Here is a 26,240-nt window from a genome sequence, read left to right on the forward strand (position 1 = left end):
CTCAGGCTCCTGAATTCAATTGGGTGATGGCCTTAACCAGATCCTCGGCGCTGGAAACGATGATCCAACCTGCTTTCTGCAAATACGCCATCGCCGCCTGCTGGTCTTCCAAATGCTCAAGCAGCAGAGCAATTTTCTGCTCGGGCAACAGCAGCTCTGCTTCACCGACCACCTCACCCTGCTCATCCATAACCGCATCGCCGACAACAGCAGACATAGACCAAGCAATCTGATGCTCACTCAAGGCGGTGGCTACGTTCTCATCCAGCAGCTGGAACCAGTTGGGCAACTGGCGTGCTTCCACCGACTCTTCGGCCACCGCACCAACCAACGGCCAGAGCAAGCCTGCTGCTGTCCCATCGTGCTTTGACTGGGGTGTCCAGGCATAAAACAGCGGCAGGAACTGCAGAAAATTCACCGCAGCCCAGAATCTCTGCCATTGATAACGAGCAGCCTCTTCACTGCCTTGCTTCAAGTCATAGCAAAATGACACCAAGGCTTGGTTCAGATCAAACTGTCTGACCAAATCCGCACCGGCAATCAAGCCCAAGCTGATCAGCGCAGCCCCTTGCGCATCCTTGACTTCCACCGCCCCCGCGAGAGCTATCGGTTCTGGTTGCTGATCGGTAAAGCTTACCGGCAAGCCATGGAGACTTTGCAAAAGCTTCGCCCGGACTTCGGCGTCGGCCAACGAAGCAGCTGGCAAGCATTGCAGAATGAAAAATAGCGCTTGCTCCGACAACACTTTCGGATTCTGATCGGCAAGAAAGTGCATGAGTAAGTCGAAGGTGGGCATGCTCAGGTGTTGAGCCGTATTGGCTGTCCCTGTCAATTTTGCCAGCCCCGCGATCGCCTGGTGATGCTGCGCTGGTGAAGTCATACCGGTTAGTAATGGCACATCCGAGGCTTTATCACCGATCACCTTGTTAACGTCATACCAGTTCAACGTCCATACCACGAAACCGGCATGCATCAAGCTTTGTCGCTTGATCAAGTCCTCGCTACTTTTCTGTCCGTGAAATTGGTAGCCATCAAGGAAGATCGCAACTGGCTTGAAACCAGCCGATGCAGGCCAAAGCACGAAATCCGGTCGACTGGCAAACTGGACACTCTCAGCCTTGCCCAGATCAACCTGGGGCTCCACTTCATAGGCCTGCTCGCCGATCGTTAGCCGGTAACCGGTCTTACCGTGAATGATGTCAGCCGATACCCTGACCTTCTGACCGCTGACGCAATCCATACCACTGAATCGCGCAAGCGCCTCGGGGAAACGTGCTTCCAGCTCACTCTCCACCCATGGATTACCGGAGAGGGAACTTAGGGGCTCACTGTTCTGCACCCACTCATGCTCACCTTCGACAATGTCCTTGAGCATTTCCAAGGCTATCGCCTTACTGGTGCTCTCCATGCCATAGGCATTGCGGTACTCCAGTAGGCAGCGATAACAACCATCCATCGTGTGCTCGTAGCAATCACACGTCTCCATGACATCGTAAGCCATCCGGAACACAGCCTGCATGTTCTCAGCCCGGCTCAGTAGCTCATGCAGATACCCAGTCCCGCCGGGCACGGAGTCGTACAACACAATAAAATGTCGACGCTCGTCTGTTTCCCCTATCGGCTCGCTCTGGTGGGCTACTCGCAGATGGTCAACTTTGCCGCCAAACCGTCGTTTGAGTCCCAACTGCAGGGCCGCAACAAAGGAGTTAATCTGCTCTTCAGTCCCCCCCGTTGCCAGTCTTGGCAACAGAATACGTAGGGCTTCCGAGGTAAATTGGCGGTACAGATACAGGCAGTTGTCCAGTCCAAAGTCGTCACCGCCATTGACAAGCTTTTTCACGCCCTTGGCATAGCTACAGCTCTTCAGATGAACCGGCTCGCCCTTGCCTGCCATCACTTTACGGCTCTGCACCGAGCCACACTCGCGACAAACGGCAAAACCGGATCGCTGCAACTGCTCGCCAGCTACCTGGAACATCATCTCCTCGCCGTCACGGCGACCGAAGTTCACCTCAAGGAAAGTCGCCGAGCGGATAAACTCGAAACCAAACGGACGATCCTTATCATCCAAAACCCAAGTGATATGGATATCTGCAGGCTTAAAATCGATCAGCATCTGCTTACTAAAAAATACCGGCTCCCGATCATCCGAGTTGTCGTTCAACAGCGCATCGCGTGCGTTAGTAAACGCATACACCTGAGTCATCTTCAGCATCTTGGTACGAGCGCTTGAATCCCCCCACTGACTGGTATGGCAACGCGGGCAGATCTTTTCGCTGAAGCCTGCAGTGGGGTTGTCCGCAGCTGCGGAGTAATGGCATCGCGGGCAGAATCTCCAGTCCTGAATATTGCGCCCTTTGGCGGTTTCCACTCGGGATATCTTCACCTTGCGGTTCCCGGCATAGAACACCGATTCAGGCGCCAATTCCGTCAGCGCTGCCTGTGCCGGTCGCTGGTATTCGTACTCGCGCTTGATCAGCTCGCGCTCAGCCCCATCACCAGAAGTCGCTTTTTCTGATCGGAAGATAACCGAATGCAAGGTTGCTCCTTCCTCTGGGAAGGCGTAGTTGGGGAGTAAGCCTTCATCTGTCAGGAAATTGAGCGTTTCGCGCCGGTTCATCACATAGCGCAAACGATTGAAACCCTCACGCTCTCGCTCAAGCTCAGCGAGTTCGTCCCGGGTATGCTCGTCCTGTGGTGCCTTGGCTAGCTTATCGATCTGCTTTTTCAGATCCGCACTGCGCGCAGCCATATTTGCCCGCTCATCAGCAACCACCTTGAGCCGCCCAAGCACATAGAACTGCAAATGGTCATCCAGATGCTGCGGTCCGCCAAACAAGAACTGGCGCAGCGACTCAAGATCATCACCACTGAGCTCTCTGGCTACATAAGCACTGAAGCCATCCCAAATTTCCTGCATATTGTGTTTAAGGAAATTCAGCAGGGTATAGGGGAAGCGGTCTTCTTGGACCTTTTCCACCGCATCCAGCACCGGCTGCATATTCGAAGGCACTAGGTTGTCGCCCCTGGATTCTCTGGTCCAGCAGTCCATGGCATATGCCAGCAATTGCCTACGCAACACATACCGCGCTTTGAGAAAAACCGCTGGGGGCTCCACCGGGGTATCCAGCATGCGGCTCGGGTCGGCGTAGAACACCAGGTCATGGGGTCGACCGTTGGCCACGGTTAGGACGAAGGAGTTGCCATCACGCCGACCTCCTCGCCCAACGCGCTGCAGGTAGTTCGCCTGTGCCGGCGGCACGGAGCAAAGCAGCACGCTGGACAGGTTGCCAATGTCGATACCCATTTCCAGGGTCGGCGTAGCAGACAGCAGGTTGTATTCCCACGGTTTGCCACCCTCACGCATAAAACTGTTCTCGACGCGGATCCGCTCCGGCGTGGATAGCAGCCCGGTATGCTCATGAGCTATCACCCGGTGAATGACGCCATGGCGGAACAGGTTGCGATACAGCGAGTCCCGTGTGGGTACAACTTGCAAGTAAAGCAGATCCGGGTGTGCCGCGTTCAAAAGCGGCATGCCAAGCAAAGCCTTGGCATGGCTTGCTGGCAACAGCAGAGAACGATGGCCCGGACACTCTACGTTATGTACTTCCGAGGTGACTTGCAGCACTTCAGGCACCACCGCCCACAACTGAACACCACGCTCACTCAGCTCCTCTTTAAGCAGCCCAGTCGAACAAAGAGCCTTGAACGACGCCCCCAACACAGACTCCAACTGTTTTCGATCGACCAACTCTCCCGGATTCAGACAAGCCAGCCAACGCTGGTACCAGGTAGCGCCCTGGCTTCCAGAAAGCACTTCAAAGCCATCACCATTACTCGCTGCCGGATAACGTGGACGAGCGGCAGACGGACCGCTGGCCGGCACGTAATCAAGGAGGTTCAGCAGATAAGACTTCCCAGAATTCCAGCGGTAGCTCGCGAGGTCCTCTAACGCGAATGCACCCAGATACACCAGATGCAGCATCAGACCCTGCATATACTGCTGGGCTGCCTCAGAATCAATCCGATAGCCGAGCGTATTATTTACCTCAGTCGCCCAACGTTCCGCAGCCTGCTGCACCTTATCCAGCGGCCACTCTAGCGCTGCAATGCCTAAGCGATTTAGCGAGCGACCAACCTGCGCACGCCAACCCAGATCCTCCAGTACCTGCCAGAGCATGCGATTACGGATGATCTTCAAATGCCGGGCCGGATTGCGCACCTCACCGGACTGCTCAAAATATTCAAAGTCCCCATCAAAACGCTTATCCGGCGGCATGAACTCACGCAGGTAATACGGCAGCGTCAAATACCCATGCCGACCTTCATACTCTAGCCAATAACGCTCAAACAATTCCGGTATCTGCAACAGCGGCACCGGACCGGTCTGATTTTCCAGCAGCTGAGTCAAGGCCATTCGAACGTTGTTCTGCCATGTACGGGCGGCAAAGAAACCGGCGCGATGTGCTGCATCCTGCACCGAATCACTAAAGGTCAGCAGTTTTCGGTCATCGTTATCGCGACTGCTGAATAGCTGATGAATAGCCACCGCGCTCAGACTCGCGGCTCGCGCACCAAACACCACCAGGGATGCTTTTGCGGAGCAGTACGGGCAGTTGTGCTGATGTACAACCCGGTTTACCTGGCCGACACGCTCCTCCTTGAGCAAATCTGGGCGACTGACACGCACCAGCGCTTCATTCCCAGCCTGGCATGCCTTGCACCCACCGTTATGTTCCAGCCCTGCGGTAAAGCCGCACTCACGGCAAACCCGGAAATGGGTCAACCTTGGGCCGCTCATCTGCTTATCACCACTAAGCTGCCAAGGCATCAACAACCCGGTTTCCTGGTGATTGCTGAAGAACGCCGAGTAAATATTGGCCAGATCCAATTCGATCTGCTGATTGACCGGCTGCGCCACCTCCATCCGCGTCAACCAGGCCGTACCGTGACACTCACGGCACTGCACGAGTGGCAACCGAATCTGCTGCTCGTCCCTGGCCGGCGGGTCATCACCGAATGCCAGCAAGGGCGGCAAGCGCTTGATACTGTCGGTCTCCTCGATCTCAAGATCATCTGCGGGAACAGACTCACGCAAGGTACCGACAATGCGTCGCAGCTCTCGTGCCCACAGCTGCAGGCGCAACTGCATCAAGGGCAGCTTCGTTTCCGCCCTTGCATGAGCTGACAATGACAAAAGAGCAATCAGTGCCTGTTCCGGCTGACGTTGAAAACGCTTTGGAATCTGAGCGGCCAGACGATTCGCCAACTCTCTGAAGGTTGGAGTCTTGTCACCCTGCCGCAGGTGTCGCAACAGATTGGCCAGTTGCCCGTGCTGCTTCAGCTCCTTACCAAGCGCAATACGCCCTGGCATTTCCTGTAGATCCATCTCCGGCTGTTTGCTGAAGTACAACTCGTAAGCGACCAGCAAATACTCGTTCAAGCTCTGGCGCAGCGCGATCTGCAGGGTCTCTGGACCAATGTCCGGGTTCAGGTTGAGGAACGACAGCGTGTCGATGAACTCATCCGGCGACTGACGCTGCTCAGTAATCACCGCCTCCCGTGGGAAGGGAGCGGAAAATATATCGCTGGCATACTGAAGCAGTCCCGCCACACTGTCTTCACCTCCCAATGTAGCCGAAGTACCCACGCAGATCAGGCGCTCCGGAGCCAGATCAAAACGGGCACGTAAGCGGCGGATCAGGAGCGACAGATCTGTACCTTGGGCGCCATCAAAAGTATGCAGCTCATCCACTACCAGATAACGGAGGGTGTCGGGCCCATTGTTCACCCACAGGTTCTGGTCCTGCGGGCGCATCAATAGGTAGTCGAGCATCTTGTAATTGGTAAGCAGCACGTCGGGCGGATTCTGGCGCAGGGTTTCTTTATCCGTGATTACCTGGTCCGGTCCCATGGCCTTGATGCCTTGGCTATCACCGCCGACAAATAACCCAACACGCAGTCCCTTCAGTGACGGTTGGTTATAAATCTCTTTGGCAAAACGCTTGGCCTGATCCGTCGCCAAAGCGTTCATCGGGTAAATGACAATGGCCTTAATACCGGGCTTGCCAGCCTTCTGGCAAAAATCCAGCACCGGGTACATAAAACACTCTGTTTTACCGGAGCCGGTGCCCGTCGCTACCAGCGTATTGACTGCTTTGTCACTCGTCGCAAGGCGCTGCCAAGCCTGTTCCTGGTGGGCATGGGGAGGGTACTCAGTCTTTAAGCCGGAAAAGAAATCACAGCCCGACTGACCACGCAGAAAAGGCAAACCAACAGTAACATAAGGCCCCTTTATGAAAGCCTCACCGTCCTGCTGCTCCTCTACTAGGCGACGGAACTCACCCCGGAATGGTGCGATTTCAGTCTCGAAGCCGGTAATGATGAATTCACGCAGCGCAGCAGATACTTCGCTGGCCAGCAAGCTGGGAATCATGAAATGTCCTTATTAGTTGCGCCAAAATGCTGACCCTGCTCAAGATAACCCTCATGAATACGCAGGTGCATTACGAAGGTAAGATGAATCATTGCTTTTCGCATCTAGCCCTTTCCTCAAAAACTGCCCACGCCACCCGATAATCCTCCTCCCGATCAGGTTTTAAGAAAGGGGCGTGGTATGTGACTGTGGTTTCCCAAGGGCCGTCAGGCAGGGTATCGTCCTGGAAGGTTTTGCGAACAGCGCCATGAGTAAGGTGCTGAACATCTTCCCAGCCGAGGGCGATGTCATGGGCAGTGGAGCCCGGGGATTCGACAGAGTAATGAGTGCCTCCGGCAAGATCGCTTTTGCGGGCCTTGCGGGGCAGACCGACACCGACGAGCCCCATGCTGGGCGTGAAGACGATGCGGCCGTCTTGGTCATACCAAGTATCGGCTTCATACTGGCGCATAACTGGAAACTGGACCCGATAGATTGTGAGCAGCTCCTCCAGAGTAAGGCCGAGCGCTTGAGCGACGAGAACATCGATTTCTAACAGAGCCTGGCGACGAGAGTAATCACTGCGCAGAGCGTTTTTGCGTTGCCAGTTTGGGGTGAGTTCGTCGAAGAAGTCCGGTCGCAATAAAGAGCAGGGTTCGCGGGTGGCCCAGCTTTGCTTACAGAAGTCAGCTTCCCAGCATGTCTCCCACAGCCCTGCGTAATGATTGGTCAGAGAAACCAGCGAGAGCGCACGAACCATAGCAGCATGCTGCTTAACCCCTTGTAGTTCGACGATTGGAAATTTGGCAATAACGCTCTTATTTGCATGACCTGCACCTGTGCTCTTTACCTGAAAGTCCACAGGTATAGACAGCGCCCCAATGAAGAAGCTCATCAAATCTTTGGTCGACTTAAATATCTGCTGAATACAAGTGTGAACATTACCTGCCCCTGGGGGTAGTAACGTCCCTATGAGCGTGCGCTCCCCAGACTGACTAAGCATCTCCCTACTGATGAACCGATAATAATCCGTCACCAGCCGTTCCCGGTGCTCGCCCTCCTCAACCCATGGCACCCGCGGGGTGCGGTCACGATAGGTCGTGATGTCACAGCCGGGCATGTAATTGGTGCGCGGTAGGTAGTCGTCCGGCAGGGTTTGCAGGTCTAGGTTGTCGTAGGCCCGGTGAGTTTCGCAAACCCGCTTGGGTGTTTGATACAAAGGATTGCCGACTGAGAAATGAGGGCCCGACAGCACCCACTGCTCAGGTTTTTTAGGGAATTGAGTATCGCGCCTGATAGTACCGTCCCTTTGAGCGTATGTTTCGTCGAACATTACCGTCGAGAAGTACTGCCCTTTCAGATCCCCCAGCCTCCGGGGCTGAGCAGCAAATTTTTCCAGTACGCTGGTGAGCTGTCGGGCATGCAGTGCCGGCAGTCGTGCCTCCAAAGTGTCGGTCCCGGCCTCATCGTAAAGTTTGGCGAACAAAGCCAATTCGTGCTGACTGACTTCGATAATACGGTCAGGATGTCCTTCCAAATTCCACTCATCGTTATGGTTTTTGATGCCACCCACAGACCTACCAGCAGGATCGACATAGCAGCCATCGACAGTATGCGGCACAAAAAGATTGGCAATGTTGTGGAACCCGACCTGCTCACGATAAGGTCCGGAAATGTTCACGCTGAATTTATTGCGGTTGCCGATCGGAAAGAGTCTCTTCTCGTTCTGATATTGATGATGTGCACGCAGTCGGTGATACACCTCCCGCCGAAATCCACCGCCGTTGGGGTCGTCGTAAATCCCCTCTGGATGCAAGAAACCGCTGACACCGCGTTCATTCAGGTTGGTCCAGGCCCGGGGCAGGAAACATTTGTACAGATTGGTCTGCACGCCTTTGAGCTGCGGGTAGTTCTGGGTGGCGTTCAGAAACGCTTGTGAACCTTCAGCCTCCGTCAGTTCGTCAAACCAGGCCTGTTGCAATTGGGGGCGACGCTCGAAGGCAGCTTCGCGCTGGTCAGTGAGCTGCTGGGCGCTGAAGTTGTGTAGCACAAAGGCTGGGTTGTGGTCGCCTAGAATACCGCCTTCCTGCCATTCCACCTTCCGCCAGGGCGGGTTACCCAGGGTGATGTCGAAGCCTCCGCGCTTCGCGTAGATATCAGCAAAGGCCAACTCCCAGTGGAAGAACCGGAAGTGTTCACCCAACTCGTTGGCGATGGCCAGAGTGCTGAAAAACCTATTCTTGAAAAGCTTTTCCAGGTTGAGCTCACCCTGCTGAGTGCTGACGTCCCGGGCGGCCTGGGTTTCGGCACGCAAGGTTTGTTGGGGTTCGTCGGCAGCGAAGAGATCTGCGATAGGTTTGGCGAAGAGGTCTTCACTTTGCTTCTGCACACTGCTGAACAGGCCTTCCTGTGACGGCTCGAATTCGAAGGTGCCCGCGCTGTTGAGGATGGTGTTAAGGTCGAACAGCCATTTTTGCCGGTCAGGTAATTGCTCTGTCTTGTTCAGCGGCCAAAACCAGAGTGCACACCAGTAATCCATGGCCAGTTTCAGACGGCGGTATGGCGAAGCAATGCGAGCATTAGTGTTAAAGATGCCGGTGGTGCTCAGCTGATCTTTATTTTTAGTAGTGGTGTGGTGCTCGGCCATGCCTGGCTGGCCCCACAGTGGGAAACTGTCTTCGGTACGCAGGCGATGCTGGGCAAGCATTTGGGCGTGATCACGCCAGAGACGATCAACGGCGTCGCTGAGAGTTTGCAGGGTACGGATTTCCTGCGCATCGAACGGAGCACAAAAAGCTTTTTTCCATTCGTTAATAGCTTTGAAGGCGTCTGGACGCAGCTTTTTGGCGACGCTGTCGTTATAGCCAACCATACCAGGGTCGGGCAGCAGGAAGTGGTAAATCTCCCCTTCTTTTCGGCCCCTCTCGCCTGCCTGCCCCAGCAGGCTAAAGGGGTCGAGCCGTCGCGGGGCATGGTTATACCAGAGGCTTTCTCTGGCTTGCTTCTTGAGAGCGCTAGTCGGGTAGACCTCGCGTCGAGCACCGACCAGGCTGTTGCCGGTAAACAGCTGGTAGCCGAACCAGGGTACGTTGTGGCCGCCGCTAAGAGCATTAAGCCAGAGGGAGACTTCCGCCAGTTCCACTGCGATGGGGTTGAGGTCAACCCCGAAAACGTTGTGGTCGGCGATGTGCATTTTTACTCGCTGCAGTTCGCGCTGGTAGTCCTCATGGGGAATCCGCTGGCCCAGCTCCTGCTGTTTGCGCGTGAGGTAGGCCTCTGCGAGCTGATTTACAGCTTCGTTCAAGAAGGCGGCGCTGCCCATGGCGGGCTCGCACACCGTCAGGTTGAGAATATGGTCGGCAGTGACGTCACCTGTCAGACGTTCCTTGAGGGTGTACTTCACGAGGCTTTTAGTGAGCACTTCCGGGGTATAGTAGCTAGCGGATTTTTCCCGATCACGCCCAGCCATGCGGTAGATGAATTTGCCTTTGGGATGGACACGCAGTTTTTTCTTCTTGTCCTCGATGTCGTAAACCCATTCACCGTCTTCATCGAATTCGTTCAGCTGGCTTTGTGTAACGAAGAAGCCAGTGTCCAGTTCGTCAGGGTTAAGGTTTTGGCCTTTGGCGGCGACTTCGTAGAGATCCTCGGTGGCAAAGAAACCACGGTAACTGAGCAGCGCTTCATACACGGCGCCGAGCTGGTTGATACCGAGCTGTGTGTAGCTGACACGGCCACGGCGCCTGCGGCCCTTCTGGGGCCGGGTCAAAGACATGCTCCGGATCACCCTTTGCAGGGTTTCGTTGCTGAAAGTGACGCGGCTAAGCAATGGGGTGTTAGCCGGGTCAAACAGGTGGCTGTCCAGCCCCTGCAGGGTGAAGCCGTTGGCGGTACTTTCGTGCAACTGGTCGAGCTGGTGGTTGAGCTGGTGTCCGTTGTAAATCAAGCCGAACATGCGCTGCAGACTATGGTGAAAATAGTGACCGTGACGGCTTTCTTCGGTAGTTAAGCGAACGCTTTCCAGATCGCGCAGGCTTTCCAGGCTGTAGCCTTGGCGCCAAGCGTCGTGCTGGTACGGCAAGTAGCCGAGCTCAGGCCGAGCTTCGATATAGAACAGGAACAGGATGCGATACATGGTGCGCAGGCATTCGCTGGACAACTGGTTGGCGTCCAGCGCATTGCTGCCACTGTAAATGCCCTCTTTGCGATCTCGGGCTTGCTCGATTAGTTGCGCGGCTGCTTCGTTACCGAGTAGTTCAATGGCCTGGCGCAGGGCGTATTTCAGATCATCGGAGACGGCAAAGGCGTGCTTGTGGCTGCTTTCATCCAGGCTGTCGAGTCGGCTCTGACCGTCATCCGGTACCAGGCTTTCTCGGTGCAGCAGTACCGCGGTAGCCTTGAGGGTACGGTCGTCCCGACGCCCTAGGATCTCTTCCCAGTCAAAACGCAGCATGCGGTTCTGCGACCACTTGTAGCGGTCAATCAGAATGCCCTGGCGGTCGCTGAGCAAAAGTACCCAGCGCGGCGGCTGCTCGTTAAACGGGCTGGATTGGCGAAACACGACTTCATTGAGAATGCGATACCAATCGGCATTGCTCAATTTGTCGTGGTGCGGACCAGGGCCGAAGAACTGGTCACTGTGCAGTTGCAGCGACAGCGGATCTTCCCCTTCGTTGCTAGCATCCAGTGCACCCAATACCCACAGCTGGTCACTCAGCACACTGAGCACTGGCAGCTCCATATTGGCGGCAACCTCACGGTTGTCGGGCTGGTAGGGAATACCCAGCGCAACAAGCAGGTCGCGGTAGAACTCGCGTTGCAGACGGATGCGCTCACTGGCGCTGCGCTCAGTCTTGAGCTTGTGGCGCAAGGCAAAATAGCCCTGATTCAGGTTGCGCAGAGCGCGGTGCGGGGTGACGAAGCCATCGCCCTGCTCTTCCCGGATCTCCCACTCTTTGATGGTGTCAGCCAGGTCGCCCTGGAATACCTCTGCAAGGTAATGGGCGCTAAAAAACTCGTTATCGTTGCTCAACCCGATAAAGGTGGCCACGCTGTCCTGTAACGACATCTAACTGTTACTCCTTTGCCTGAGCCCGGCTACTCAGTCTGTGGCCCGGGTAAATATGGCAATAATCTGAATAAACGGCACCGGTTCTATGGTGTGAGTGTCCTGCACCCAGGTCTGGTAGTCGGCAAACACCTTTTCAATCCGGTTCAGACGCTCTTCTTTGCGAGCGGCCTTGAAATGCTCCGCCTGACTGGAACTTTCCAGTTGCAGATCGAGCTGCAGGACCTGACGCCCCTTAAGCACCTTGAGCTCGGCCAGCTGACGTTCCAGCTGCGGTCGGTGTGCGGCGATGTAATCCTGTTGCAGTTGCTGCATCTGCTTGCGCGCAGCGGTAATCACTGCCGGCCGCAGACGTTCTAGCTGAACGATAGCCAGCGGCTGAGCGCGGTTAGGCAAGCGGTTGTCCAGCTGCAGGCGCTGCAGCCATGCTTCGGCAGGTTCGATGCCCGTGACTGCATCGTTACGGATCCTGATGGCGAACCACTTCCAGATCACTGGGTGGGCCTTGCGGTTGGGAATCAGGCCACTGACCAGGAACACACTCTCGTCGGGTTGCATTAGCTGGGTGACCCGGTCGATATCCGGCAGCGCTAGTACCGGCGCACTGTGCCGAGCCACTTGGGCCAGCAGCTTGTCTTGCAGCCATTGGATCGCCGGATGTTGGGGCCAGAGGTAGTGCAGCTTGGGCCAGGCGTTCTCGTCCTGACGACTACGGCGAATTTCTTCGGCAAAACGCTGCTTGTCAGCGGTAAGTACCAGGCTGCCATCTTCCGGGCGGATCTCCGGGGGTAGGAAGCGGAAACGGTAGTCCAGGTCGTCCGGAGGCGTCAGGGTGATGGTTTGACGCTCATTGTTGGCCGTGAAGTTGACCTGGCGGCGCTCACGGTTGATGGCTTCCAGCGCCTGACGAGCGAACTCATAGTCACTGGGGAACAAGCTGAAGCCGTCGACGGTGAACTGCTCTACCTGCTCAGGAGTTTTTGGCTGCACGGCCTCGGGGTTGAGAAACAGCGCAAGCAGATCGTCGCCTTCATTACTGTCATCGGCTTGGTATTGCTGATCAAACGATTGTGCGTCGGTGCCGGTGGCCATGGCCTGCATGGTCAACGCTTCTTCAGCGTCCGCATCGTGGACCTTCATGAAAGTGGCTGGATCACCGATGTTACGGTAGGCCTGATCGTCCTTCTCCTTGAGGATTTCCAGTATGCGCTGGTCGCCCTTGACCGTCGGGTTGCTGCTCTGTGCAATCAGGTAGGTGATGATCGGCGTCTGCTCTTGGCCGTAGCGGTCAACCCGACCGTTGCGCTGCTGGAACACCATCAGCGACCAGGGCAGATCAAAATGCACCAGACGATGAGACAGGTAGTGCAGGTTGATACCCTCACTAGCCACGTCCGAACACAGTAATACACGCAGCTTGCTTTCCGGCTTGCCGAAGGCTTCGACGATGGATTGCTGCTCTATGTCGCTCATGCCGCCATGCAGTATCTGGATGGCATCGTCCTTAAGCTTGAGATCCTGCTGCAATTGGGCCTGCAGCCAGTTGAGCGTTTCAATACGCTCACTGAAGATCACCAGGCGGTCGTCGGTGTCGCTCTTCTTCCAGCCAAAGTCCTTGCTGTTCAGCAGTCCGAGTAATTCCCGATATTTGCTGAAGCTGGTCGGGGTGATGTTGCGCAAGGCGTGCTGAAAGTTGTGGAGCGCTTCAATTTCAGCCTGCTCGTCGGTGCTGGCACCCTTGCCCTGCAACTTGGCAATGCGCTGCTTGACCGATATCTCGGCGGCAGCCGGCGAGCTAAACATGGCTTTCTGCAGGCCGATACGCACTAACTGGCCGTTGCTGGTCGCACTATGCTCGCCACGGTAGGTGAAGGGCACATCAAGCAGGGCTTGGTAAGCACCCTCCTCCTCCAGCGAGGCGTACAGGTAGATGTCCTTGACTACTCGCTCCTTGAACTCCTGCTTTACCTGGTCGCGGATGTCCTTCTTGAAGCGACGGATGACCAGCCCCTTATCGCGGAAGTCCTCCTTGGCGTAGTCGTCCGGATCGGAAATGGCAGTCGGGTCAAGCATGTTCATCAGGCTGGCGAAGCTGCGCGCCTTGCCGTCATGCGGCGTGGCCGAGAGCATGATCAGCGTATCGGAGCGGCCAGCCAGCAGTTGCGCGAGCTTGGCACGCTGCGAGCCACTGCTACGCTCGGCGACGTTATGGGCCTCGTCGATGACAATAATGTCCCAGTAGGCCTCTTCCAGATGGCGGCGATACTCGTTGTCCTGCTTCAGCGTGTCGATAGAGATGATCGACTTATCGTAGTAGTAGAAAGGGTTGTGATTACCCGGTATGTGATTGCGCACACGCTGCAAGCCGGCGGAGTCCAGCCGAGTCAGTGGGATAGTGAATCGGTTCCACATCTCCTTCTGGAACTGGGTCATCATGCTTTTCAGCGTCAGCACCAGAATGCGCTTGCCGCGGCCCCGGCGGATCAGCTCCGTCATTAGGATGCCGGCTTCCAGGGTTTTCCCCAGGCCCACTGAGTCGGCAATAAGGATCCTCTGGCGATTCTGCTTGAGCGCCTGCAGCGCTGGGTCGAGCTGGTAAGGCACCGTATCCATCGCTGCGCGATGGCCCAGATGAATCTTGCCATCTGCTGGAGTGATCTGCCGCAGCTGGGTTTCGATGAACAGACGGCTCTTCTCGAAGCCTGGAGTGGTGTCCTGCTCGAAGCGGGTATCTGCCGGATCCAGAATACGGATCACGTCAGCCTGCTCCTCTAGCCGAGAGAGAAACTGCGCACTCTTGCCATTGACCAGCTCCGATAACCCATCGACGGTGAGAATGTAACCACCGTCATCGCAGGGATCAGCTCGGCGCACTACCCATTCGCAGTCACGGATAACGACGCGAGCGCCTGGAGCATAAAGACTTTGCATTGAAAATTCCTGTAACAGACACGACCCCGACATCCAGTGTCATGTGACGACAACGATAATGGCCGGATGATGCGACAGATCCACCAGTGAGGTGAAGCCTTAACTGGATATTTAGCTGACCGGATGAAAATCATGCGGCAATGGGCTGCCAACCACCGCCCACCAGTTCCGACTGTAGTGATGCACTGGTGAGCGCTGCCATTTACTCCACGCTACTCAACGGCAAAACGCTTTTGGTAATGGCGCTGCATTGCCGCCAGCATCGCCGCCTGATGTTCAGCCGCCCATGCATCTCCCCATTCGTCGTTCGAGTAGATCAAGTCCATTTTCAAAGAGTCTGGCCGCTTCTCAAGGGCTCGCTTGTTGAGGAATCGCTGGCGCTTTTCGTTGTATGGCAGATTGCTGTACTCGGAGTTGATGCTGCGCGAGACCAGCGCCAGATTGCCAAAGCGGTTCAGCCAGGCGTTGGTGACCTTATTGGTATCGGTCGCCTGTGGATTCTGCGGCGAAATATGCTCTACCGAGTTCTTGGCTGTGAAGCGAAAGTTGCCCCATGCATCATGATCACGATGCTGCTCATGCCAGAGCACGAAGTCCAGCTTGTAGAACCAGTAATGGGCAAAGTCCACTCCGTAATCGCAGGGCAGCACTGCTTCGAATTGAAGCTCGACAGCGGTACGCCACGGCTCATCCATGAATGCCCGCGTGCGCACTATCAAGGGATCGCCCGTCACCTCCCCGAGTAGCTGGTTATCCAAATGGCACAGGAAGTCGTAGTAGCGCTCAACCTCCCCCACGCCGCCACGTACCGTTTGCGCGTGCTTGTGGATGAAATAGAGGAAAGGTGTCAACCAATAATGGGTGGTGATTTCCTGGGAGTGGTAGAGCATGCTCTGCAGTAACGACATGCCTTGTTTCAGATCGTTGTCACGGCTGCGACTGATGTAACGTTTGTCATCATTGGCAGAGATCGAGGTGTGGCAAATTTGATGAACTTCGTCGTCGCCCTGGTCGACCCATTTGATGACGTATTCATCCCAAAGCACCCGCATACGCCAGAGCAAGTCAATGAACCCTTGCGCCCTTGCGGTACGCTGCGCTGGCTCCGCCGACAGCAGTAAGTGGGCCTCGAACAAGGTAAGTAGGTGCCGATCCAGCACGCGGGGCACATCCGGCTGCCCTTGCTCTTTCAACCAGATACGCAGCACATGCAGAAGGAACAGCGGGAAGCCAATAATACTACGCGCCCATGGCGCTTCGCCTTCATCCACCGCGATGGCCGCTGAACCATTGTCAAACCTGGTAACTGCGCCGTTGACGATGTTCTCCAAAGTCAGTCGTTCAGCGGATTCCGCTTGTGCAGCCTCGGCTCTTCGCGACAGCAGCCCGTGCACAGCTGCCGCGTGCAGCAACTGCCCCTTGCTATAGAGATCGCCCAGACGGTGAGCCTCCAGCTGGGTTTCCTGGCAAAGGTTACGTTCGACAAAACCACTCATGTCGGCACAGGCATTCCACAAAGCCGCGTAACGGGAACGGCTTTCTGCAGGGATGTCGCGCAATAGCCTGGCCTTGAGAATTTCGTGATGTTGGAGCTGGATGCCGCGGTTGTTGATGACTTCGAACAACTTGTTCAAGTCCATCCCCTCAGGCACCTGTGTGAGCACGAGCGAGACGTTGCGATAAACGAAGCCAGCCAGCGCCTTGAGATATTCATCATCCACAGGTCCGCCATCCGCACGCTTATAGGTCTGCTTGAAGGAAACCATCAATTGCTGAGCTTCTCTCATGCTTTGGGTATCGAGGATCTCAGGGCTCGCTCTCCCCTTGCCCGGCATCATGCTGGCAAGGAAGGCGTTCACTTGCTCGCGAATCGAGAAGTGCAAACGCGGAATCACACCGTCTTTCAGCACCACCCTGCTGAAATCGCCCATCACCTGGTTCCATATGGCGATCGTGCTGAGCATCCACAGCGTAGTAAAGCGCTGCTGCCCATCGATCAGGTCGAAGCGGCGCAAGCCCTTAAGGTGGTCTTGCTCAGAGGTTTTTTCGACCAGCAAGGCACCACCCAGAAAGAACTGCTCATCGCGCCGATCGAAGGCGTTGGCCATATCGGTCAGCAACGTCCTTATCTGATCGTCACCCCAAACGTACAAGCGCTGATAGATGGGCACGTTGAAGCACCAGGCCGCGTCGTCTTGATTAGCCAGCTGTTCCAAGGTGAAGAGACGGGAATCAATACGCATGGCGATCTTCCTGACAAGCCTTCAAGTACGTTTCGAGCCATTGCGATTTACCCGCAAGGGTCAAGCATTCGGAATCCAACTGCCCTTGATAGAAGTCCAGGACTGCCCTCTTATATCGTCCCTGCACACCCTGCCCTGTTGCTACCGTTTCGTTGGCATACGAAGACGCCACCGCTTGTTGTCGGTGCTGAAGAAAGTCCAGCACCTGCTTCGGGTGGTAACTCTGGGCAATCACATCCAACAGGTTCAGCTCGGCCAGCCTGAAGAAATTGGCCGCGGTTTCCTGCTTGACCTGTTTTTTCTCCAAGCGAATCGCACCCAGCAAAAACTCCAAGCGCAGGGCAAAGGCGGTCAGTTGTTCAACTTCGAACTGATCGACATACATCAGGCTGCACAGCATGAAGATCTCGCGCAGGTACTCCTGGTTATTGTGCAGCAGCTGTTTGTAGATCGTGCGGAACGTGCTCACCTGCAGGTATGGCGCAGGATCATTCATCAGCCGTTGCAGCAACGCTGCGTACTTGTCTGCGTATAGAAAGAACCCAACACCTTCATGGATGGGCTGACGCAACGCCATGGGTAGGCTTGCAGGATTTTGACCGACTCGCAGATGGCTGCCCTGCAGCACGTAATCGCCATCTCGCGCCAGAGTCATGCAGGACGCTAGCCGATTGTGCTGAGTCGCGTAGAGCGGCACGCTGTCAATGCGGCTACGGCTGTCGGCGACGTGGGGCCAAGTGTCGCGCTGGAATTCTGCCAGGAGCGGTTCGTGCCTCCCCGCAGGCGTGTGCGACCCGCGCCAACGCCGCGCACGCCAGAGAAAACGATTGAATAAGTTAGGGGCGAAGTCCTGACCAGGGCTTAGCACCGCCGGGTGGCGTTGCAGGCTCTCCCAACGCTCCGCACAGTGCCGCTGCAGTGCTGCCTTGAGTTCAGTCTTCCCTTGCGCGTAGTCGATCGCACGCAGGTGATAGGACTTGAGCAGGTCAGTGGCCTCCAAGCGCACCCCGCGGTTGTTCTGGGTGTCAAAAAAGGTGAAAGCGAGATCGGTGCTGTCCACTTCGATCACTGTCAGCCGTAGTCTTTCGATGATCTGCGGCGCAATCGCCTCCATTTGCTTCAATGCCTGCAACCCTTCAGCAATATGTCGCGCGGATTGGCCTGAATAGCTAAGTGCCTGCCCCACAGGCAGCTTGCCGGTAGAGCGGTGGTACAACAGCGACAGCGCGGTGATGCGCTGCTGACCATCGATGATGAACCGCTTCGACTGGCTCGCGTCGCGATGCAGTAGTACCCCCCCCATGTAGTAAGGCAGGGTGGAATCCGCCTGTTCTGCATATGCTGCTAGATCACTGACCAGTTGCGTCAGCTTATCTGGCCCCCAGACGAAACCACGCTGATAGCTGTCCAATGCCAATGGCCAATCGCTTGCATTGAGCAATTCGGCGAAAGGCAGAGTACTGACCCGTACAAGCGAATTAGTCTTGGCGGGTAGGAATTCCGGGATCAATTTTCGTCCCAACGTCTACGCAGCGTCCTGATCAATGCGTTCCCCCGCAACGAGCGACCGTCTGGCCCACAGAGCGCGACAGAACCTTCCGGCAACCCGAAGACTTCTTCGATCCTCGCCCGGATGGTGCTCACTTTCGCATCAGAGCGAGCAGCCCGATAACGTGCCGCCTTCCGATTGCCGACAACGACCGCCGTGCCCTCTTCTTGCTCATCCGCAGCCTCCAGGTCCTCGGCATCCCAGGCCTCTTCCGTTTCATCCTCCTCGATAGGCTCGGCATCGTCGTCACCCTCTTCAGCCTCATCAGCCTCATCAGCTTCAGCGGTCAGGTCAGCCAGCGTCTGGGCGTGGGAGTACCAAGTGCTGGCATCCTCTTGTTCCCACACCAAGCCATCTTGCACATGAAAAGTGCGCAATGCTGCGGAAGACGGAACGTAATCGCTGAATCGCGACTTCACGGCTGGCAAACGTTCAAAGCCGGCCCCCAAGGCACGCAGCACCTTTTCTGGACCTGCAACCAGCAAAAACTCAGACCAGCACGGCTCGCGGAAATTGACGCTAACAGTACCGTACATATAGAGAGTCGCCCGCAGTGATGCGTCCTGCTCAGCCAATTGGGTGAGTACCTGCATCACCGTGCGGTAGATACTGAAACCTGCGTCCTCAATGGACTGCGAATCGACCTCGACGGTGGGTAGCGGCGATTTACTGTTGACGAACGCGAGCTCCGTCACCGATTTCTTGATCATTGCCTTCATTCCTTGAGCGGGACCTTGGGTGGGCGTAACGAGCTGATTTGCCACGATTCCAAACGCTGGGATGAACGCGTGGTGCTGCGAAAGCCATCCCAGGCCGAAGCCGCGTGCTTGACAGTCATAATGCCACTATTGAATGGTGAGACTCTACAATCCTCCGTCGAACCTGGCTTCATGCTTAGTGTCGCCACGCTGAACACAAGTACCAATCTGGATCAACTGCGTGACTACATCAATCTGCAAGGCAATTTGGTGCCACTCCTTGTTCGACTCCTGCTGGGACGCCCCGACAACTTTTGTGGGGGGAGCGCTAATCGGTTGCTGCTCAACTGGATGGCTACGACCGGAGCAGAGGTCGTCCTACAAGCGACACAACTGGCTGTAGAGGAACGAAGAACCTCAATTCGACAGCAGCCATCAAACCCATCTCAAAGTGTATGAAGTGCGACACTCACGCACCGCACTTTTCTCCCACGCTCAGTCAATAGCAGCCTTCTTCACCACAAACTCACCACCCCATACAAACTTGTAAAAAACAAACACCGAGGCTGCATAGACAGCACACATAACAGGCGCCTTGAACAGCGCAGTCGGCAGCAGGATGACAAATGCGATCAATATCAGTGCCACGTATAAATTCATCAACGGTGAAAAGTCGCTCCTCATCTTTATTTTGTACACCGCCAATGCAATCCCGGACAGATAAACCGCAAGACAGAATAAGCCAAGACGCGCTGTCGTCAGGAGCGCAAAATGCCCAGTCCCACTGTCATCTTTCAAAGCTGAATACCCAAACAAAAACATGATTGAAGCATAAATTACAAATGCTCCAAGACCGCCATAGAGGAAATAGGTCTTAAAAAAACCATACTCTCCCCTGCACAGCTTACTGTTGAAATACGATTTTGAAAAAAATGCTGCAAGTATAACGACAAGGTACGCCACGGCTGTACTCCTTTACGAATGGTGGCCAAACAATACCACGACCACCGCCTTCGCGGCTTTAGGAAATCATCACAGGCTGCAAGGTCTCATTCCCGGCTACTAACAGGCGGCCAAGGAGGAAAGGGATCTAACCGCCTGATTGGGCTGCGCCAACCTGCTCGGCAAGCTGGTTCTGGTTATTACTCTGCTGATGCTGGATAACTCAGACATATTATGGGGTGATGCCTGTTATCACGTAGTCATTTAGCTCAGTGACCACGCTTGGACCAGGGGTCGCCCTACAGTGGGCGACTGAACTGATCATCGGCAGGCCAGGGATACTTGTCGCAGTATTGCTCCTTCGTTTTTCTAAGCACTCCGTGAGCGGCAGCAAAACTCATGAAAGCATCCCAGCCAATTAGCAGCGCTTTAGCGTGACCTTATCTCCCGAGTCAATTGCTATCTTATAATTACCTCTTAGCTTCTTCAGCACGCTAAGACTTCTCACAGAAACCGCCATGGATACAGCGGCAGTAGTTGTCGCAACCCCTAGAATACTAAGGGCTGCGCCGGATCCGGCAACAGCCGCTACACCAGCAACTGGTGTAGCTGCACCACCCGTGCCCAGCGTAGCAATTACCCCATAAAAGACGATGCCGATAGAGCCAATGGCAACAGCCCATGCAACAGTTCCTGTCGCCTTGATTCGAACAGTTTTTTTGGCAAGATCGCCTTCAATTACGATGGTATCTTCATTGCGACTTACCGCGTCAGCCAGTTCTTTCTCTGTAGTAACACTCATTGCTCACCCTTAGATTTTTTATTACCAGCAATAATCAAGCCCACAATGAGAAAGAGAATAATCACGGGCGGAAAAGCCACGCACAAAGCAATACCACCAATTAATAACGCACCGCCGATTACCAAGCCAATCATTTCCCCCAAAAGCGGAAGCAATAGCTTGAAAACAATCACAGCTACAACAATTGCGGCTATCACGACAATAATCATGTCCGACCTCATGTATGAGCACCGTATTGTGCCAACACCATAAATTCAGCAGTTCTGCAAGGTTATCGGCCGTCTCCTGGCGTTCTTTAGCGCCAAGACTTCCCTGCGTGCGTACCAACCGGCCGCAATAAGTTATTACTCTGCTTGGTTTGATTAGTCGCTCGCATATTCTAATACACGCACGACCCCTGAAACTCGTTAACAAAGGGCGCGTGGCGCCCCTTGCCGTTTGTTCAGACCGTAGCCTCAAGCCGCGCTGGCGACGATGTCAGGGCATTCAACTTGGCTTTCACGGCCTGGAGCTTGGCTTGATTGGTGCTGATAAACGTCGAGCGCTCCTCCACAGTTTCAATGATCTTCTCAAACGCCTTGAGCTGTGGTGCAAAGAAATCCAGTAGCTTTTCGTCGTCGCCGATGATGTCGTAAATATCCTTGAAGGCACTTTTGATCACCTCGGCAATCGAGTCCTTGGCGCTCTTCAATTCCTGTTCCAATTCATGCGCTTTGTAGGCGCTGAGAAGGTCCGAGGTAAGAGTGATAGCTGCTCCTGCAGGACCTGCCCATTTTGAAATGGCTCCGGCGATTTTAGTCGCCTGCCAGGGCTTGAATTTGATCGCGACACCGGTCACCGCGCTGAGTGCATCGCGGGCCGCGAAGACCGCGCCCTTGATGATGTCTGGACTCAGGTTCGCAATGCCTTTGGCCGCCCCACCCATCGACTTCAATGCACTATCGCCCATAGCATTGAGAAAACTTTCGCTGGAGTTGAGCTGGCGGCCAATATCCTGAGAGATGCGGCTGGTCACTTTGGACGACTGATCGAATGAACGGTCGATCGCGCCCTTGATCTTCAGGTTCAGCTTGAAGCCTACGCCTTCCTCGGTGTAACCGAGTTCGTCCTCGAGGAATTCACGAATGTTTTCCAGGCCAAGAGGACGGAGCTTGCCCAGTAAGCCTTTTTCAAGGTTCTGAAGTTCCTCGAAGAGCTCGCCAGCCAGTCGTTTGACTTCACGGCGGCCCGTGGCAATGTCCTGACTGATGCGTGCCGATTCCTCGGCATTCTGTTCGGCAAAGGCCTTGAGCTGCCCCAACTGTTCTTCGGCGCGAAGCACATGCTGGCCGACAACATCCCGCACCACATCCAAGCCGGTCTTGGCGATCAGCACCCCCGGAACATTGTGCCGCAGTACTTCAGTGGTCATTGCTTTGAGGTCGTTGATGCGCGAGCGGCTTTCATAGTGCTCCGGCTTGCCAAACCAGAACGGTAAGCCACGCCCATTTGGGTTGGATGCCAGGCAGACAATGTTCAGCCTGGCCATTTCGTCCGAGCTAAGATTGGCCGCACGCTGCAGTTTGCCTTTGAGGTTATCCTTCTTGATCGTGGCCTGGGCATCGAACAGCACTTGTTCAGTGAGGTCGGTCACTTCGTCCATCTTGTTGATCACGAAAATGGTCGAGGACAGCTTGTTCAAGTCCCGCAGTACCCACTTGACGATGTCGTTGTGGCTTTCCTTGAGCGGGTTGGTTGCGTCCACCACATACAGAATCAGGTGCGCCTCAGAGATGTAGCGTTTGGTCAGGTCTTCGTACATCACCTGCTCACCGTCGACACTCTTTTCCTTGTCGCCGAACAGGCCGGGGGTGTCGACGATTTCGCACTTTTCCGGGAGCCCCTCTGGGGAATAGATGGCCAAGCGGTCGGAGGACTCGTCCATGTCTATGTTCATGTCGGCCATAACCTTGCCCAACCAAGCGGCAATTACGCTGGTCTTGCCGTCGGAAAAAGCACCGAGCAAGGCGATACGCAGGACATCGGATTCGACTGCCTGTACCGCCGAGTCTATTTTCTGCAGCTCGCTCCCGACGTCCGCGCCCATCTCGCCCAACTCGTCGAGCACTGCACGCAGTTGCTCCAACCCCTTGAGCGCGGTCTGTTTCTCAACGTTGAACTGCTTGAATTGTTCCATAAGGCATGCTCTCCAGTTGTTCTTTGGTACGGGTCATTAGCGCTATCTGCTGTTCGATGATCTTCAGAGGGCGCTTGAGCGACTCGTCAAGTTGCTGCACACGAGACAGCACGGTCTCATCAATTTGCTTGCGCACGGGGGCAAACAGCGTTTTGCGCTCTTCTTTCAAGGCTTTATGTGCTTCAAAACAGGCTTCATCGATCTTCTCCTGCACTTGCCCCTGCGCCTTGCGAATACGTTTTTCCTTGCCGGTGAAGACGCTCAGCAAACTGACCAGGATGCCCACCAGAGCGCCGGCGGCAGCGCCTATCAGGTTGCCTATCACTGGAAACGCTGTCCCGATACCTGCCCCTGCTAATGCGTAGGAGCCTATGTTGAAGGCCATCCAGCCATAGTCACCCAGCTCAAAGCCAAGGTCCAAGTCAGGTGTCTTGTAATTGATATTTAGGGCTTCGGTATCATAGAGAAGCTGCTCGAACTCCACCCGTGCGACGTCCTCCAACAAGCGCTGAATCGCCTGCTGTAGGTCTTGGCCTAAGTCGTTGAGGTACAGTTCGAACTGCTCCTGCAGTTTTTCCTTGAGCGAATTCTGCCGAGTTTTGAAGGCACGATTGATTTGGCTGGAAATAGCGTCGTTGTCGCCAAAATGGCGTTCGACGATATAGTCGGCGTCTTCCTTCAAGCTATTGAACAGGTTGTCCCAAAGGTTTCGTCTCCCGGTCATGACCAGCCGTTCGAATCGCTCCAGGGAACCCTTGATCGCTTCACGGCACTTCTCGAACTCCGATTTGGATCTGGCCACAAATGCTTCATGGGCGCCGTGCAACGATTGCAAGGTCGAGATGTTCTCAACCAGCAGTTCGTACACCTTGGTCTTGTTGCTCTCGACCATGTCTTCGCGGAACGTCGCAAGTTTGGAATGCAGCACTTTGGCGACTGACTTTATCTGGCTGAATTCGTACATCGCTTTCGACGAGGCGAAGTGCTTCTGATAATTGCGCTGCTGAATGACCAAGTCTCGGCCACGGGCGGGGTCGATTGTCGTACGCCCAGTTTGCGCGTCGCTCGCCAGCGACGAAAACGCCAGCAGGCCCTGCACGCAATGGCCGGGCTGCAAGACCTTGCTGCCCAATACCGAACGCAGCACTTCCTCGGTCTGTTGCAAGGCAACGGTGGCACCGCCGTGCGCTGTCAGCGACTCGCGATCTTCCTCGAACTCGTAGGCATCGGCATTGCCACGCACGTTGACCAAGGGGCAGACCTGAGTACCTAGCCGCAGATAGGAACGAATTTTCTCTGCGGTCGCCTTCTCCGGCTTTTTATTGGTGCCGTTCACATAAAGGACAAGATGAGCCTTGGCCACCGCTTCGCGAACCATGTGCGCGTACTTGCTTTCGTCTCCCTCGATACCGGGCACGTCGATCAGCTGAAAGCGTTTGCCCTTGTAGTTCAGGGGGTAGAGTGTATTGCCCTTAGTGAAATCGGCTTCACCAGTGCCTATGATCAGCCCGTCTACCCGACGTGCTTGAGCCTTCTTACGCTCGTGCGCCAACAGCTTGTCGTGCAGTGCCGTGAGTTGCTGATTGAGCAGGGCATCCAGTGCCGGGGAGCGTGCCTCGATGTGTTGGAGGACAGATGCGTCATCCGGGGCAACAGGCAAGGGGGCTGAGGTTGCCTCATCGAACAGTTCATCGAGCTCATGTCGGGACATTTCAGGCTCCTGCCAACGTCAGCACCGCCGCCACAGCTGAGGCGCCGATCAGAACCCCACCAATGCCGAACATGGCCAGGCGGACCTTGAAGCGCGATATCGCATGCGCTTGCGTAATTTCCAGACGCTGTGAGGTTTCCTGCTGTTCCAGTGCCAGGCGAGCGTTGGACTCCTGTTCGGCGAGATCGCGCTTGGCCCTCGCGTCAGCCTCCGCTATCTGCTGACGATGCGCTGCTTCCTGTTGTTGCACCGCAATGCGTGACTCAGCCTCTTGCTGGGCAAGCCGGGTTCTTGCATCGGCTTCGGCTTGGGCAATCGTGTTTCGTTCCTGGGCTTCACTCTGAACGATTTGCGTCAGCCGGGCTGTGCTTTGGCTGATACTGGCCACTTCACCGGTGTACTCGCTGTACAAGGCGTGCAAGCCTTCGCGGACGCGTTCGAGTTGAGCGGTAAGGGCCTGCGAGAACTGCTCAAGATCGTCGGCATGCTGTTGCAGCAGTGCCTGGCGGGATTCTTCCTTGAACAGGATGCGCAGTGATTCGATGATCGTGCTCTTGCCGGCGTTAGTTTCGCCGAAAAACGCCAAGGTAAATGTGTCCCACTCGGCGTGGGTTTTCAACTGCTGAAGTTCGCTGTCGAACCGGCCCCGAATGTCGCGCAGCTTGTCAGTGATATTGCCGATTTCGCGCTTACCATCCTTGTGCTCGACATTAAGCGCGAGAATGTCAGTCATGGCGCTGCCAATGCTATCTGAGACATCGGTATAGAGGCGGTTGAGATCTTCAGGGGAGTTCATTGCGCGTCCTTGTAATGAAGTTAGGCCAGGCAGCGTTTTGTTTGGCAATAAAAGCAGCGAGTTGGAAGTCCTGACCGTGCATGAGTGGAATGCTCCAAGGCAGAGCCGAATGGGCTGGTTCTGAAAGCCTCCACCACAGCTCTGCGCTATGGTAAACGCTCGCCCAGCAATGGCATATAGCCACGACACCTGTAGGCCCCATCGATAACGAACCCTCCGGGCCGCTGGGAGAATTCCACCAACTGAGCGGAGGCGCCTCAAAAACGTCTGCGCGCCAGCAACTCCGCCACTGCCCCCTTAAACCAACCCGCAGGACGTATCTCCAGCGCCTTGCTGCCACACCTAGGGCACTGATCAAACCTCTCACTAGGTGCCAACGCATCACTCTGCGGCGCCACTGCTTTCGTCCAACCACAACCTTCACATTTCAAAGTGAAGGGTCTGGGTTTGATCGGCATTTTCAAGCTCCTTTCACTTGGGCAAATCCATTACCTTCAACGCATCCAACTACCTGGATAAGCCAGTTCAATCTGCTCTTCATACTCGCCGCCAGCAGGCAGCCGCTGATCCGTTCAATTCTGTTCATATCGTCCCTTAACACTCTGCTGCAGAATTCAGTTCCTGCAAAATCACCAACTTGCGCTGCAACTGCGCAACATGCTCACGCTCTGCACGCAACGCCGAGCGCAACTCGCGGTTCTCCATTTCCCAGATCTGCAGCCAGCGCAGGTAATGCTGGCATTGCTCGACCTTTTTCCAAAGCTCGCCGAGCCTCAAAGCTTGCTGAATCAGCACCAGCAGGATGCCCCCCATCGCCACCAAAGCCCCTGTCGCAACCACTTCCGGCATAGTCATGCTCATATCCTTTGCTGCCTCCGACGTATTCCGAAGACAAGCCAAAAATAT

At 55.4% G+C, this 26,240-nt stretch carries 13 protein-coding genes; all 13 read right to left on the bottom strand.

Going from position 1 to position 26,240, the window contains the following annotated elements:
• Position 1: 1 nt before the first annotated feature.
• Positions 2-6,439 (bottom strand): DEAD/DEAH box helicase, encoded by a 6,438-nt coding sequence (locus HX823_RS14500; protein ID WP_177075258.1) that lies wholly within the window; start codon positions 6,437-6,439, stop codon positions 2-4.
• Positions 6,440-6,527: 88 nt separating this feature from the next.
• Positions 6,528-11,486: an Eco57I restriction-modification methylase domain-containing protein gene (locus HX823_RS14505; protein ID WP_177075259.1), complete on the bottom strand. Its 4,959-nt coding sequence runs from the start codon at positions 11,484-11,486 to the stop codon at positions 6,528-6,530.
• A gap of 33 nt (positions 11,487-11,519) precedes the next feature.
• Positions 11,520-14,417 carry a DEAD/DEAH box helicase gene (locus HX823_RS14510; RefSeq protein WP_177075260.1) on the bottom strand — a complete coding sequence of 966 codons (2,898 nt, stop codon included), beginning with the start codon at positions 14,415-14,417 and terminating at the stop codon, positions 11,520-11,522.
• Positions 14,418-14,629: 212 nt separating this feature from the next.
• A complete protein-coding gene (locus tag HX823_RS14515; protein ID WP_177075261.1) occupies positions 14,630-16,660 on the bottom strand; it encodes a DUF262 domain-containing protein in 2,031 nt (676 codons plus the stop codon).
• Entirely contained in the window at positions 16,650-18,170 is a 1,521-nt protein-coding gene (locus HX823_RS14520; protein WP_177075262.1) for a DUF262 domain-containing protein, read from the bottom strand. Before HX823_RS14520 ends, HX823_RS14515 begins: the two co-directional genes overlap by 11 nt.
• On the bottom strand, positions 18,167-18,919 hold the full coding sequence (locus tag HX823_RS14525; protein ID WP_177034007.1) for a hypothetical protein: 753 nt from the start codon (positions 18,917-18,919) through the stop codon (positions 18,167-18,169). Before HX823_RS14525 ends, HX823_RS14520 begins: the two co-directional genes overlap by 4 nt.
• Before the next feature lie 483 nt (positions 18,920-19,402).
• Positions 19,403-19,870, bottom strand: coding sequence for a hypothetical protein (locus HX823_RS14530; protein WP_177075263.1), 468 nt, complete (start codon positions 19,868-19,870; stop codon positions 19,403-19,405).
• Positions 19,871-20,267: 397 nt separating this feature from the next.
• The gene (locus HX823_RS14535; protein WP_177034002.1) at positions 20,268-20,651 is read right to left on the bottom strand and encodes a hypothetical protein; all 384 of its coding nucleotides are present in this window, start codon (positions 20,649-20,651) and stop codon (positions 20,268-20,270) included.
• On the bottom strand, positions 20,648-20,860 hold the full coding sequence (locus tag HX823_RS14540) for a hypothetical protein (RefSeq protein WP_177075264.1): 213 nt from the start codon (positions 20,858-20,860) through the stop codon (positions 20,648-20,650). Before HX823_RS14540 ends, HX823_RS14535 begins: the two co-directional genes overlap by 4 nt.
• A 233-nt stretch (positions 20,861-21,093) precedes the next feature.
• Complete coding sequence (locus tag HX823_RS14545) at positions 21,094-22,827, bottom strand: LeoA/HP0731 family dynamin-like GTPase (protein ID WP_177033998.1); 1,734 nt, start codon at positions 22,825-22,827, stop codon at positions 21,094-21,096.
• A complete protein-coding gene (locus HX823_RS14550; RefSeq protein ID WP_177075265.1) occupies positions 22,799-24,538 on the bottom strand; it encodes a hypothetical protein in 1,740 nt (579 codons plus the stop codon). Before HX823_RS14550 ends, HX823_RS14545 begins: the two co-directional genes overlap by 29 nt.
• A gap of 1 nt (position 24,539) precedes the next feature.
• Complete coding sequence (locus HX823_RS14555; RefSeq protein WP_177033994.1) at positions 24,540-25,334, bottom strand: hypothetical protein; 795 nt, start codon at positions 25,332-25,334, stop codon at positions 24,540-24,542.
• Between the two features lie 594 nt (positions 25,335-25,928).
• A complete protein-coding gene (locus HX823_RS14560; protein ID WP_177075266.1) occupies positions 25,929-26,189 on the bottom strand; it encodes a hypothetical protein in 261 nt (86 codons plus the stop codon).
• Positions 26,190-26,240: the final 51 nt, after the last annotated feature.

Source organism: Pseudomonas sp. P7759 (assembly GCF_013386445.1).
GTDB classification, from domain to species: Bacteria; Pseudomonadota; Gammaproteobacteria; order Pseudomonadales; family Pseudomonadaceae; genus Aquipseudomonas; species Aquipseudomonas azotoformans_A.